We start from the raw sequence: 13905 nt of genomic DNA, 5'->3' as shown, positions 1-13905 counted from the left end.
TCACAATTGTTAATTGATATTTTCATTAATTTACAGCTGCTTATATCTATTGTGAAAATTGACATTGGCGAAAAGTGACGCGCCGCGCCAGTTGGGATGACTGGACGCGGCGCGGAATGATGAATGTGGGGCAAGCTGTGTCGGGCTGTGGGCAGGTGTCGCCACGCAGAGCGTTAGCCGCCACCCAAGGAGCCGACTTCGCCTACGACATCTCCGACAATGTTCGCGAGGGAGGAGCCGTCATCCTCGGAGCCGTCATCATAGGCGACTTGGGTCGCGAAGCGTGGTTGCGTGGTAATGACGTCGGAAAATTTGACGTCAGCCAGTCCCAACTTGAACGGTGCAGACCAAGGGCGGACGGTTTCGATCACCACCACCTCATTGCCATCTGACAGCAAGGGGAGGCGAGGTTCGATCGCGTCGAGGGTCTCGAGTGAGGCAAGCTCGCCAGTCCCCGAGGACCACACCAATTCGTAGGCACCCTCTTCGTTGTCGGCAGTTGACCACCGTACGGCAGAGACGCGCAGCGAAATGTCGCCCTCGTTATTGAGGAATTTATACATCTCGGCCAAGCCCGCGACGAACTCCGGTGTCACGGCCTCGGTCTGACGCGTCACGTAATCGGCCAAAGTATTGGCCGCTTTATTGGCGCGCATTTTGGCATCAAAGGCCGTGAAATAGCCATAGGACAACATCACAGCGGTGAGCAGCAACGGGGTCACAAGAATCGCTTCGACCGACAGGCTGCCATCGGTATTTTGGCGAAAGGCACGTCTGGCCTTGCTCAGGATAGGGAAGTGGAGATGCGCCATGTGGGCAACCTTCCTTTAGGTGTTGGGTTCGTTCACGAAGGCGGCTGTGGTCGACATGACCAGATCGCCAGATCCCGTTGGTTGCAACGCGCCCCCAATCCATGTGGTCGGGAAGATCGGATTCACGGTGATACATGCACGAACCAGCATCAACTCGTTCTCGTCACCATCCTCGAAGGTGGTGTCGGGAACGGCGTGAGTCGATTTATCGATACATGCCGCCATTGGGGGAGGGGTGAAGCCCACGGCATCAACAGGTTCCATCGCGATATGCAGGTTGCTCTCGCAGCCGCCCACGTATTTGGCGTATTTGCAGACGGAGGATTTGAGCGTCTCGGCGTTCACAGGGGTGAGCATCCCGAGGCGCACATCGCGCATCGCCAGGTCAAGTCCACGGTCCATCATTGCGTGAGACACGGTGTAATAGCCGATCTCGTAGCCCCCCATCATCAACATGGCGAAGGCGGGAAAGATCACGACAAACTCGATGGTCGAGTTGCCGTCATCACGCCGCCAGAAGCGGCGCGATGTTGAGCGGAGCTTTGACAGGAGGCTCATTGGGTCAACCTCAGTTCTGTCACTTTGGTCGCAATGGCAGAGAAGGCGTCGTTCAGTTCCAGACCATCCACATCGTAATAGTGGGAGTCAGAGGAGGCGCATTCCCGCATGACTGTGTCGGCATTGGTGCCATCGACTTCAAAACCGATCGTGAAGATCAGAACACCTGCATCCTTAGCGGCATCACAAACAGCAAGCATACGGTTGTTTTTAGTCGAGTTGTTTACGGCTGTATGGGTTGCGTCCATCCAATCGTAGTAGTCGCTGGAGTTGCCTGACGCTTTGTAGCGGCGATAGGCGTGGCCATCGATGGTGTACTTCTTCCAGACGTCTTTCCAATCCATCAGCTCGGCCGATGAGCCGCCATATGGGGTCGAGCGGTAGTCGCCGGTTTCAGGCACATAGTAGCCGTTAGTGTAGTAGCACGAGTAGTAGTTACAGGTGCGATAACGGGCGGGCATAGAGGTTTTGCCGTTGTAGATGTAGATGTCGGATTTACCCTCACGGTAGGGGTCGGGCATGTGGAACTGGTCTGTGTTCACACCATCCGTCATCACCACCATGACCTTCAGGTTGCCGCCGGATTTTTCGAGCGGATAGCCAGTGTTGCCCCCAAGTTTGGAGTTGGCAGGGTCAAGCAGGGCCGCACCCCATTTCACACCGATGTCGATGGATGTGTTCCCGTCAGCCTGAATGCTGGACACCATAGATTTGATTGCAGCTTCGTTGTTCGAAAAGGCAAGGATTTCGTTGTCGGGGTCCGGATTACAGACAGGCAAGGTGAGGCCAGAACTGCTGCGGTTCTGATACCAGGGGTCAATGACCATTGTCTGCTCATAGCGACGACCGTCGTCATTTCCTGCGAATTGCAAGTGCGTGTTGTTGAAATCCGATCCCTCGAAGTTGATGCAATGGGCATCATGGTGAGCGTCGTCGATATCGAGTTTGGACAAGAGGGTAGCACCTGCGTTCACTTGTGTGGCGTAGGGGACTACGTTCATCGAGACATTCGCGCTGGCGGAGTTCTTGAACACGATATCGGTAAAGTCCCACGCCGCGTTATGCAATTTCGTAAGACGTCCCATGTCGTTCATGGAGTTGGACACGTCGAGAACGAGAGAAACTTCGAGATCGGTCATCCCTTGTTCCGCTGTCGCATAGCTGTTCAGATCGAGACGGTCGATGGATGCGAATTTCATAAAATATGTTGGAACAACAGCGTCGACTTCTGCCGTGATGCGGCGACCCGTGGGGGTCATTTCCGTACGCACGTCAGAGAGGTATTGTTTCAAACCTGCTTTGCGGAAGTAGTCATTTACGACTTCTTCCGGGTCCAACGAGTTGTCGAGGTTGGCCGCAGCCAGCACCGCACGGTCAAGCGTGCCTTGCAGCTCCGAGCGTAATTGCTCGTGGCGCACAATATCGACTCCGATCCCGCCAAGGACCAGAATGATCACGAAAGTGAACAGCCCGAAGATTGCAAGCGAGCCGTCTTCATTGCGCATGTTCTCGCGCCAAATTTCACCAATGCTCTTTTTCGCATTGGTGCGGACACTCAAATCCGAGGTGTTCGTTGTCCCGAAGGACGCTTTCTTACTCTTTTCCATAGCACCAATCCGCTTATGCGTTGTGGTGCCCCCAATAGTCCCCAGTTTCTTTTCGTATAGGCTGCGTCTAAGCGCATTCCGCCCCACAAAAAGAGTTGCACTAGATTTACCAAAAGGACGTGGGGTTCGTAAATCAAAACCCGCTGAACTGGCCGATATTTCACCAATGATGGCAATGGCTTGGCATTAACCATGTTTAGCGAACGATCTGGCCGCATTTGGGCCGTATTTCGCCATGGTCTTGCCACATTCTGCACAGTTCCGCCACATTTCATAGAAAGCCGACGTGGAAAGGCGGGTGATTCCGAATCACTCTCCCATGGTTTTTGGGAAATGATTACGATGGAGTTAATTTGGCTGTCGTGGAGTGGATTTTGTGCTGATCTGCGCGGATGTGCGGGCATAATACGGGCGCGTGGCGGGCAAAGACATGGGTGAGCAATGGGCGGACGTTAACCGCCTCTGGACACTGTGGTCCCTCAGGCGGATACTGCGCCCATGTCATTGCCTCCCGGATTCCTTGATGAGTTGCGTTCGCGCGTGTCGCTGGCCCAAGTGGTCGGCCGCAAAGTCATGTGGGACAACAAAAAATCCAACCAAGGCAAAGGCGATATGTGGGCGCCATGCCCGTTCCATCACGAAAAAACCGCGTCCTTCCACGTCGATGACAAACAGGGATTCTATTACTGCTTTGGTTGCCACGCCAAAGGGGATGCCATCGGGTTCGTCAAAGAGACAGAGAATGTGAGCTTCATGGAGGCGATTGAAATCCTCGCCCGTGAAGTGGGGATGCCGATGCCCGAGCGTGACCCGCAGGCGCAAAAGAAAGCGGACAAGCGCACGCAGTTGGTTGAAGTGAACGAAATGGCGCTACGGTTCTTCAAGATGAGCCTGAGCCAGTCCGTTGGCGCTCAAGCGCGGGCCTATCTGGATCGCCGCGAAATGAAATTGGCGACCCGCGAGAAATTCGAAATCGGTTATGCGCCCAACGGCAATGTGCTTCTGGCCTATCTCAAGGACAATGGTGTGTCCGAGGAGATGGCTCATGCGGCGGGGTTGGCGGGCAAACCCGACGATGGCCGTTCGATGTATGATTTCTACCGTGACCGCATCATGTTCCCGATCCGCGACGCGCGCGGGCGGGTGATTTCCTTTGGCGGGCGGGCAATGGACCCCAATGCGCGGGCGAAATATCTCAATGGTCCGCAGACGGATCTCTTTGATAAATCCAACGCGCTCTATAATCAAAAGAACGCCCGTGCGGCCTGCGGACGGGGGCAAACCCTGATCGTGGCCGAGGGCTATATGGACGTGATTGCTCTGGCTGAGGCGGGGTTCGAGGCGGCGGTGGCGCCCCTTGGCACCGCTGTGACCGCGACGCAGCTGCAACTGATGTGGCGGATGCATTCCGAGCCTGTGATCGCGCTTGATGGCGACAAGGCAGGGCTGCGGGCTGCCTATCGCGTGATTGATATCGCTATGCCGCTGTTGCAGGCGGGCTCTGGCCTGCGGTTCTCTGTGATGCCCGAGGGACAAGACCCCGACGAATTGATCAAGGCGCGTGGCCCACAGGCTATGCAGGAGCAGATCGACGCGGCCTTGCCTATGGTGGCGCTGTTGTGGCGGCGCGAAACCGAGGGCAAGGTATTCGACAGTCCCGAGCGCCGTGCGGCCTTGGATAAGGTGCTGCGTGACACCATTCGCCCCATTGCCGATCCGTCGATCAAGGCACACTACGGCGATATTCTCAAAGAGATGCGCTGGGAGCTGTTCCACCCCAAACGCGAAAACAACGCGCCGCGCCAACAGGGCGGCGGGGCGTGGCAGCCGCGCAAAGGCGGCAAGCGCAGCGGGCAGGGGGGCAAATGGAGTGTTGCTCCCGCGATCCCGACCGAAGGTCTCAAGTCATCGCTTTTGGTCTCTGGCGGTGACGGATTTGGCGATCTGATGCGCGAGGCTGTGGTTCTGGCCACAGTGCTGCGCAATCCCGCTTTGGCCGTGACCTTTCTGTCGCAGCTTGAAAACCTGCACCCGTCGACACCAGAGCATGGCAATATCCTTCATGCGATCCTGACCCATTGCGATGCGGGCGATGGTTTGTGGCAGGCGGTTGAAGATATGGTGGGGCGCGGCCCCCTTGATCGGCTGATGGCGCATCCCCATGTGCAGATTGCACCACCCGTGCGCAAACCTGATTTGGAAACGGCGGAGGTGTGCCTGGTCGAAGAACTGGCCAAAATCAAAGCCCGTCGTGGCTATTTGCGAGAGGTGAATGACGGGATCGTGGATTTGGTCGAAGCAGGCGACGAGAACGTCACATGGCGTTTGGGTGCCGCAGCCGAGGCCCGCAACAAAGCAACGCGGGCCGAAGCCGAGGATCGCACCGAATTCGACATTGCCGACAATGGCGCGGAACTAAAGCGCGACGAGCGTGAGGTGTTTCGCGACCTGCTGTCACGAATCGGACCCGACAAACAAAGCTGACAAAGCCCCCTGACAAACGCGGATTACGCCCTATATCTAGCCTTTGTTGACGGGGTGAACGTTGCGGCGCGGTAACGGCTTGGCTTGTAATCTCCGTCCAGAGACGCGAAACGGTAAGTAATCTTCGGTATGCGGGTGGCGAATCGCCGAATCGCATGACATGATTCGCAATTACGACCTGATTCGGTTTCCATTTGGAGGCTGGATTGCGGGAACACGACTTCGGATGAGGAGAGCCGAATGGCTGCCAAAGACAACGACGACGCCAAACGTGACGATCAAGACGGAGACGTAATGCTCGATATGAGCCAAGCGGCCGTCAAAAAGATGATCGCCGAGGCGCGTGAAAAAGGCTACATCACCTACGATCAACTCAACAAAGTGTTGCCGCCTGATCAGGTGAATTCCGAACAGATCGAAGATGTGATGTCGATGCTCTCCGAGATGGGCATCAACATCATCGAGGCGGAAGAGGCCGAGGAAGAAGAAGCCAAGGGCGGCGAATTGGTCGAGACCAAAGCGCGTGATCTGACATTGGCCGGTGGCGACGCCGAGAAGCTCGATCGCACCGATGACCCCGTGCGGATGTATCTGCGTGAAATGGGATCGGTCGAATTGCTGTCGCGCGAGGGCGAGATTGCCATCGCGAAGCGTATCGAAGCTGGCCGCAACACCATGATTGCGGGGCTGTGCGAAAGCCCGCTGACCTTCCAGGCGATTACCATCTGGCACGACGAGCTTTTGTCCGAGGACATTTTGCTGCGCGACGTGATCGACCTTGAGGCCACCTTTGGCACAGGGCTTGATGACGACGAGCAAGAAAGCGTTGTGGGCGGCGTGGCTGCGGCTGCGACCACCAGTGAGACTACAAAAGAAAAGCCTCAGGAGCTCGACGCGGACGGCAACCCGATTGCGGTTGACGATGACGACGACGATGAGGACGAACAGGCCAATATGTCGCTTGCCGCGATGGAGGCCGCACTCAAGCCATCCGTTTTGGAAACCCTTGCGACGATCTCCTCCGACTTTGCACGGCTCTCCGAGATGCAGGACCAACGTATGTCCGCCACGCTCAACGAGGACGGGTCTTTCTCCGAGGTCGAGGAGCAAGAGTATCAGAAACTGCGTTCCGAGATTGTGGTCCTGGTGAACTCGCTTCACCTGCACAACAACCGTATCGAAGCGCTGATCGACCAGCTGTACGGCATCAACAAGCGTATCATGTCCATCGACAGCGGCATGGTGAAACTCGCCGACCAAGCGCGGATCAACCGCCGCGAATTCATCGACGAATACCGTGGGGCCGAGCTTGATCCGACGTGGCTTGAACGCATGGATGCCAAGACCGGTCGCGGCTGGCAAATGCTCATTGACCGCTTCTCCGACAAAGTCGAAGAGTTGCGCGGCGAGATGGCGCAAGTCGGCCAATATGTTGGTGTTGATATCTCTGAATTCCGCCGCATCGTGCAGCAAGTTCAGAAGGGCGAAAAGGAAGCGCGTCAGGCGAAGAAGGAAATGGTCGAGGCCAACCTGCGTCTGGTGATTTCCATCGCCAAGAAATACACCAACCGTGGCCTGCAATTCCTTGACCTCATTCAGGAAGGCAACATCGGTCTGATGAAGGCCGTCGATAAGTTCGAATACCGCCGCGGCTATAAATTCTCCACCTACGCGACATGGTGGATCCGTCAGGCGATTACCCGTTCCATCGCGGACCAAGCCCGCACGATCCGTATTCCAGTCCATATGATCGAAACGATCAACAAGCTGGTGCGGACAGGGCGTCAGATGCTCCACGAGATCGGTCGCGAACCGACGCCTGAGGAATTGGCCGAGAAGCTGCAAATGCCGCTCGAAAAAGTCCGCAAGGTGATGAAAATCGCCAAGGAGCCGATTTCGCTCGAAACGCCGATTGGCGACGAGGAAGATTCGCAACTCGGCGATTTCATCGAGGACAAGAATGCGATCCTGCCGCTCGACAGCGCCATTCAGGAGAACCTCAAAGAGACGACCACACGCGTCTTGGCGAGCCTCACCCCACGCGAAGAGCGCGTGTTGCGGATGCGCTTTGGGATCGGCATGAACACCGACCACACTTTGGAAGAAGTGGGCCAACAGTTCTCCGTGACCCGCGAACGTATTCGTCAGATCGAAGCGAAAGCGCTGCGCAAGCTGAAACACCCCTCGCGGTCGCGCAAGCTGCGCAGCTTCTTGGATCAGTAAAGAAAAGGCGCTCTTCGGAGCGCCTTTTTTCAAGGACCGTGTGGCACTGACATGAGTGCCTTTGCGTGTCCTATTCTTTGTTGATCCTTTGGGTGTGGGTGCTGTGCAATTTGGACTGTGTTGCGGCTTGAGTTTTTCCGTGACGACCGTCACACTCATCGCGATCCAACCGACATGAGGCACATCAATATGGCATTTCTTTCAAAACTGTTCGGCAGCAAATCCGCGCCCAAATCAAAGTCCAAGGATGTCGAGCCAGAGGTGTATAAGGGGTTTACGATCTACCCCGAGCCCATGCGTTCGGAGGGGGGCTACCGTATTGCTGCGCGGATCGAGAAAGAGATTGCGGGAGAGACGAAGGTGCATAATCTGGTGCGTGCGGACACGCTGTCGAGCGAAGATGACGCCCGTCAGGCCAGTCTGCACAAGGCTCAGATTTTTATCGATCAGATGGGGGATGGCATTTTTGGCTAAGGCCAACATGATGCCGCATGATCCTGTTCCCTGTTCTTTTTGAATAGCGTTCGGAATGACACTGCCCGCCAACGCATGAGGTGCCTATGTCCTACCCATCCCACATACTCGTCGCCGCTGTTTTAAGCGTTGCCGCGTCGCCTGTTTGGGCGATCTGCGCGGGCAATCAGGAGACTGTGTTCGCCTGTTCCTTCGGGGCCAAACAGGTGGAATTGTGCCTGACCCCAACCGAGAACCGCGTCACCTATCGGTTCGGACCCGAACAGGCCCCTGAGATCGAATTGACTCGCGGCTTTGACGAGATCACGATGCAGCCGTGGAATGGCATCGGGCGCGCGATCTGGGATCGCGTGACGATACCCAACGGCGATTTTTCCTATAGCCTGTCGTGGTCCTACGATAAAATGGACCAAGAGGTGTCGGGCGGGATTGACGTTGCCCGTGGCGAGACGGTCTTGGCCACTTTGACCTGTGAGGACGCGGGCGAGGGCGGCGCGATTATGGAGCTTGAGACCTTGAGCTTTGCGATGCAGGACGCGGGGTTCTGTCGCTCCGACACGTCAGAGGCCTTGCGGGAAGGGCCCTGCGAATGAGCCACACCACCTTTGAACTTCCGACACAGGGGCAGGGGCTTTACGAATTTACGGACACTGTTGCACGGTGGGTTGCGGGCGAGGGGCCGATGGAGGCCGCGTTGACCTTGATCGTGCAACACACTTCCGCCTCACTGTTGATACAGGAAAATGCCGATCCTGAGGTGAGGACGGACCTTAAAGCCTACTTTTCACGCTTGGTGCCGCCCACCACGGACCCGAGCATGGGCTACCTGACCCACACCTATGAGGGGCCCGACGATATGCCCGCACATATCAAGGCGGCGATGCTGCCGATCACTTTAATAATTCCCGTAATTTCGGGGCGTATGGCACTCGGAGCATGGCAAGGACTTTACCTTTTCGAACATCGCGACCGTCCGCACCTGCGTCGCGTCATGGCGCTGCTGCGCTGAGGGTTCCCACCTGATTTTTGTGGCTCTTCGGTCAATAAACTCGCCCTACAATATATTGCGGTTTATTTTCTATCTACCCAAGGGATGGTTGGCTCCCTATAGTGCCTGTGGATAAGTGGGGCGTAGACCCTACACAAAAGAGGCAGTGTTAGAGAAAAGGGGACGCCAATGCGTTGTCCGTTTTGCGGAAATTTAGATACTCAAGTCAAGGACAGCCGTCCTGCCGAAGATCACGTTGCGATCCGTCGTCGTCGGTTCTGTTCGGCCTGTGGCGGGCGCTTTACGACATATGAGCGGGTTCAATTGCGCGATTTGGTTGTTGTGAAAACCAATGGTCGTCGCGAAGATTTCGACCGTGACAAACTGGAGCGCTCCATTCGGATCGCAACCCAGAAACGCCCCATCGAACCGGAACGTCTGGATCAGATGATCTCGGGGATCGTGCGGCGTCTGGAAAGCATGGGCGAGACGGATATCCCGTCAGGGTCCATTGGGGAAATCGTCATGGAAAGCCTCGCGCGGATCGACACGGTGGCCTATGTGCGATTTGCCTCCGTCTATAAGAACTTCCAAGCTGCTGACGATTTTGACAAGTTTGTCAGTGAGTTGCGCCCTGATCAGCCCGAAGAATAAGCGCTGATATGTGCAACGACGCCCATATGCGCCACGCCTTGACGCTTGGGCGTCGGGGCCTTGGCTCGACGTGGCCCAACCCTGCGGTGGGCTGCGTTATTGTGCGTGACGGGCGCGTTGTCGGGCGAGGGTGGACACAGCCGGGCGGGAGGCCTCATGCAGAGGCAATGGCGCTTGCGCAGGCGGGCGATGCGGCGCGTGGTGCTGTTGCCTATGTCACCTTGGAGCCTTGTTCCCATCACGGTAAAACGCCGCCCTGTGCCGATGCTTTGATCGCGGCGGGGGTAGCCCGTGTCGTGGTGGCTTTGGGGGATCCCGATGATCGTGTTGATGGTCAGGGGGTCGCGCGTTTGCGGGCGGCGGGTATTGAGGTCATCACGGATGTCTGCGCCGCACAGGCCCGCGCCGATCAAATCGGATTTCTAACCCGCGTCCAAGAGGGGCGCCCGATGGTGACCCTCAAACTCGCGACCTCTTGGGACGGGCGGATCGCCACGGTCACGGGCGAGAGCCAGTGGATTACGGGTGCGCCTGCCCGCCGTCGCGTCCATGCGATGCGGGCCAGTCATGATGCGGTTTTGGTGGGCGGCGGCACGGCTCGTGCGGATGACCCGAGCCTCACCGTGCGCGACCTTGGCGTGACGCGACAGCCCGTTCGGGTGGTGGTGTCGCGTCAACTTGACCTGCCGCTGACGGGCAAACTGGCACAAACGGCACATGAAATTCCCCTTTGGCTCGTGCATGGGCCTGAGGCCTCGCCCGATCTTGTGTCTGCGTGGACGGGTCTTGGCGCAAAGTTGCTGTCGGTGCCCGTGGTGCGCGGCCAGTTGGACCCGCGCGCAACGCTCGAAGCGCTTGGCGCGGTAGGGCTCACACGGGTGTTCTGCGAGGGGGGAGGGGCGCTTGCAGCATCGCTTCTGGCGGCGGACTTGGTCGATCACGTGGCGCTTTTCACCGCAGGGCTTGCCATTGGTGCGGAGGGAAAGCCCTCTATCGGGGCGCTTGGTCTGGATCGTCTTGGCGCGGCAAAACGGTTTGAAATACAAAGCGTTGAGCAGGTCGGTGATGATGCGCTTACCCATTGGGTGCGCCGCTAATTAGCTCAAAAAACGATCCCGCAGTTTGACGAGGAAGGCCAAGGCAGTTTGCGCCAGTGCGCTGCGGCCTTTGGGTTGCGCGATCAGAATGTCGAGCGCTGCTTCGGGGCTGATCGGTGCCCCTGTGGCGGGATCGAAATAACGCGGTGCGTCGATGAGGGCAGCATGGGCGAGCCCCTCCAATGTGGGGCGTGCGGCGCGGCGGGCGGGCACGGGGCCACGGTCATCTGTCAGCCCCCAACCTGCGTAAAAGGGTGTTCCTGTGCAGGTCACGGGCGTGCCGCGCAAAAGCGCCTCGAACCCCATGAGCGAGGTCATGGTCCAGACGCGGTCACAGGCGTCGATGAGCGCGAGCGGATCGGCATGGCGGGCGGTGACATCCGCCAGAGCGTCGAGGGCTTTGATGTCGCCTTGGCGCAGGCCCGCTTCGACATCGGGGTGGGGCTTGAAGACGATACAGGCGTCGGGATGCGCGGCGCGTGCGGCCTCCAAAAGGGCGCGGTTGGTGGCTATGTCGCCTGCGCCGCATTGGATTGAGGCATCATCCTCAACCTGTCCGACAACGAGGATTTTTTCACCCTGCGGCAGGTTGGGAATGGCCTCACCGATGTTGTATTTGGTCAGCCGCGCATCGCGTAGAAGTGCCAGAAATCTGCGAATGCGCTGTGCTGCATGATCGGGCAGGTCGGCCCGCTTGGCGATCCATGCCTCAAGGCGGCTCGGGCGTGTGGGGTCAAAGTAGACGCCAAGATCGTCGAGAATGAGCGAGACAGGCGGGACAAGGGCGGCGCCCAGCCCTTTGGACCGTAAAAAACCATCTTCGACACGCAGGTCGGCCTCTGTGTCTCGCCCCCATGCCATATGGCGCAGGCCCGAGGCGCGGGCGGCGGTGATTTTTGCGGGGGCATCGGTGATGTCGATCTTTGTCCGTCCAAAAGCCGCGCGCATATGTTTGTGTTTCCACCGCGCCAAGCCTGAGGCAACGTAGCCTTGCGCATCTTCGCGAGCGGCGCGGTGGCGGGCTTCGGCGTGGGCCATGGCGTCTTCGAACTGGCACGGGGTGCCATCGAGGGGATTGCTCCACGTTGGATAGAGGATCATCGCTGCGGCAAAGAGTTGTGCGCGGGTGAGCTTGCGAGAGCGGTGTGGGTCTGGATTTTCATCCTGTGTCAGCCCCCAACCCGCGTACCACGGCGCGCCAAAGACCCGTGGTTGGTGGCCCGATAGAATGGCCTCGAAGCCAAGGGCGGCGCTCTGGGTGTAGACGCGGGTGGCATACTCGAATAGGGGCCACGGATTGGCTGTATGCGGCACAACCGTGATGGTGTCTGAGGCGTCATCTGCGGTGAAATGGCCATCCTCACAGGTCAGGATCACCACATGCGGGCGCACCAGTTCGATCTGCGCAAACACCAACATTTCACGCATGAGGGCATCGCTATCGGCTCCCTCGGCAAAGCTTTCGTCCGTGCGGGGCTGATCCAGAACGAGGACATATGGCGTTTTTATTTCGGGATCTTTGCTCGAATACGCCGAATACTTGCACATTTGCGACAATCGCCACCATTCAATCCCCGTCCGCGCACGGTTGAGCAGGGCGGTGTCATCAAGAGGCGCCGTGGCCAGAAGGTGTGCAAGATGTGAGCGAGGTGCCGCGGCCAAGGGGCAGGATACGGGGTCGGCCCACACACCCATTGGCGTAAGGTCAGCCCACAAAGGGGCCGCGCCTATCCATTGGGGCGGGGCGTTGGGATCATCGGCGGCCTTGGCCTGTGCGAGGCGTTCGGGATGGGCCGCGAGATCGGGAGAAACGAGGCACCGCCCCGAACGGGTGTCCGAGGCGGTGTTAGAGAGGTTCATGAGCGCAGATCAGTTGCCAGCCGACGCCAGCGTGTCAGCGGCCGAGATAGAGCCAGTAACTGCTCCAAGTGTTTTCTGCCACTGAACAAACGGAGCTTCGGTGACATAGACCGTATCGCCATCGCGGATCACAAAGTCGCGGGCAAGGAACAGCCCGTTTGGCTCTGTCAGGTTCAAGACATAGACCAGACGCTGTGTGCCTGTGATGTCATCACGTCCCAAGACCTGTTTGGAAATGGCTTCGCCTTCGTTGCGGAAGACAAAAACACCTGTGGGGTCGGCTGCGTTTGTTTGAAGGCCGCCAACGCGGGCAATGGCCTCAAGCGCGGAGAGGGTGCGGCTTTCGAATGGAACGACCGTTTGCGTGCCAGTGGCCCCGAGCGCCATAAATTCACGTGGGTCAGCCTCGACCAGAATACGGTCGCCATTGCGTAGCGCGATGTCAAAGTTTGGCTCGGTAAAGATATCTTGGTACCAAACAGTGCCTGTTTTGCCGCCACGGGTCACACGAACGCGGGCAATGTCCGGATCGACGGAGACGCCGCCTGCTGCGGCAAGCATGGCCGAGAGGGTGCGGGTGGGGCGCTCAATCGGGTAAACGCCGCGGCCAGTGATGTCGCCCGCCACGGTAACGGTCGAGCCGTTACCTGCGGCCCGTGAGACGAGCACCTGTGGGTCAGGGGTCTGGGTGTCGAGTTTTTCGGTGATGATACGGCGGATCGCTTCGGGGCTATTGCCTGCCGCTTTGATCCGGCCTGCGTAGGGGACAAAGATGAAGCCTGCGCCGTCAACCTGCACTTCGCTCAGGACCGTGGCATTGGCGCCTTGATTGGCCAAAAGACCGTCATCGACGTTTTCCCAAATGGTCAGGGCCAAGGTGTCGCCCGGGTTGATCGTGTCGGAGCCTACCACCCCTGCATCAAGGAAGGCTTGGGTAAAGCCGAGCGACTGGGTCACGCCTGTCGCGGCATTCACACGGTCGTTGACGGAGACGATGAAGGCATCCCCTTCTTTCAGGACGGAGCCTGCAAAGATTTCTTTTTTGTTCGGACCTGATCGGGGCAGGCCACAGGCGGATACACTCGCCACAAGTGCGGCGGCGATCACGGCACGGACCATGCGCGATTTAAATACGTTCACTGCTCTTA

Annotated in this window: 12 protein-coding genes; 7 read left to right on the top strand and 5 right to left on the bottom strand. The window is 58.1% G+C overall.

Annotation, left to right across the window (positions count from 1 at the left end; all coding sequences use genetic code 11):
- Nucleotides 1-173 precede the first annotated feature (173 nt).
- The 3 genes from ACN0TS_RS02670 to ACN0TS_RS02660 are packed head-to-tail and all read right to left on the bottom strand — an operon-like array spanning nucleotide 174 to nucleotide 2977.
- Nucleotides 174-812: a TadE/TadG family type IV pilus assembly protein gene (locus tag ACN0TS_RS02670; protein ID WP_417257761.1), complete on the bottom strand. Its 639-nt coding sequence runs from the start codon at nucleotides 810-812 to the stop codon at nucleotides 174-176.
- Between the two features lie 15 nt (nucleotides 813-827).
- Nucleotides 828-1370 (bottom strand): TadE/TadG family type IV pilus assembly protein, encoded by a 543-nt coding sequence (locus tag ACN0TS_RS02665; RefSeq protein WP_417257760.1) that lies wholly within the window; start codon nucleotides 1368-1370, stop codon nucleotides 828-830.
- A complete protein-coding gene (locus tag ACN0TS_RS02660) occupies nucleotides 1367-2977 on the bottom strand; it encodes a pilus assembly protein TadG-related protein (protein ID WP_417257759.1) in 1611 nt (536 codons plus the stop codon). The genes ACN0TS_RS02665 and ACN0TS_RS02660 overlap by 4 nt, the downstream gene beginning before the upstream one ends.
- Nucleotides 2978-3475: 498 nt before the next feature.
- Between ACN0TS_RS02660 and dnaG the strand changes: the two genes are divergently transcribed.
- From dnaG to ribD, 7 genes are all read left to right on the top strand, one after another.
- Nucleotides 3476-5461 (top strand): DNA primase, encoded by a 1986-nt coding sequence (gene dnaG / locus ACN0TS_RS02655; RefSeq protein WP_417257758.1) that lies wholly within the window; start codon nucleotides 3476-3478, stop codon nucleotides 5459-5461.
- A 240-nt stretch (nucleotides 5462-5701) separates the two neighbouring features.
- Nucleotides 5702-7684: an RNA polymerase sigma factor RpoD gene (rpoD, locus tag ACN0TS_RS02650; protein ID WP_417257757.1), complete on the top strand. Its 1983-nt coding sequence runs from the start codon at nucleotides 5702-5704 to the stop codon at nucleotides 7682-7684.
- Between the two features lie 189 nt (nucleotides 7685-7873).
- Nucleotides 7874-8158: an HlyU family transcriptional regulator gene (locus ACN0TS_RS02645; protein WP_417257756.1), complete on the top strand. Its 285-nt coding sequence runs from the start codon at nucleotides 7874-7876 to the stop codon at nucleotides 8156-8158.
- An 86-nt stretch (nucleotides 8159-8244) separates the two neighbouring features.
- Complete coding sequence (locus tag ACN0TS_RS02640; RefSeq protein WP_417257755.1) at nucleotides 8245-8751, top strand: hypothetical protein; 507 nt, start codon at nucleotides 8245-8247, stop codon at nucleotides 8749-8751.
- Nucleotides 8748-9167, top strand: a complete 420-nt coding sequence (locus ACN0TS_RS02635) for a secondary thiamine-phosphate synthase enzyme YjbQ (RefSeq protein ID WP_417257754.1) — start codon at nucleotides 8748-8750, stop codon at nucleotides 9165-9167. Before ACN0TS_RS02640 ends, ACN0TS_RS02635 begins: the two co-directional genes overlap by 4 nt.
- A gap of 168 nt (nucleotides 9168-9335) precedes the next feature.
- Nucleotides 9336-9800 carry a transcriptional regulator NrdR gene (gene nrdR, locus ACN0TS_RS02630; protein ID WP_417257753.1) on the top strand — a complete coding sequence of 155 codons (465 nt, stop codon included), beginning with the start codon at nucleotides 9336-9338 and terminating at the stop codon, nucleotides 9798-9800.
- 26 nt (nucleotides 9801-9826) lie between these two features.
- Nucleotides 9827-10897, top strand: coding sequence for a bifunctional diaminohydroxyphosphoribosylaminopyrimidine deaminase/5-amino-6-(5-phosphoribosylamino)uracil reductase RibD (gene ribD / locus ACN0TS_RS02625; RefSeq protein ID WP_417257752.1), 1071 nt, complete (start codon nucleotides 9827-9829; stop codon nucleotides 10895-10897).
- Here ribD and ACN0TS_RS02620 read toward each other — a convergent pair whose 3' ends face one another.
- Nucleotides 10898-12757 carry a capsular polysaccharide biosynthesis protein gene (locus ACN0TS_RS02620; protein WP_417257751.1) on the bottom strand — a complete coding sequence of 620 codons (1860 nt, stop codon included), beginning with the start codon at nucleotides 12755-12757 and terminating at the stop codon, nucleotides 10898-10900.
- Between the two features lie 9 nt (nucleotides 12758-12766).
- Entirely contained in the window at nucleotides 12767-13876 is a 1110-nt protein-coding gene (locus ACN0TS_RS02615; protein WP_417258174.1) for a polysaccharide biosynthesis/export family protein, read from the bottom strand.
- Nucleotides 13877-13905: the final 29 nt, after the last annotated feature.

It is taken from the genome of Celeribacter sp., assembly GCF_048266405.1.
Taxonomy (GTDB): domain Bacteria; phylum Pseudomonadota; class Alphaproteobacteria; order Rhodobacterales; family Rhodobacteraceae; genus Celeribacter.
Note: the sequence above shows the minus strand (reverse complement) of the source record. Positions and strands in the feature narration are given on the sequence as shown.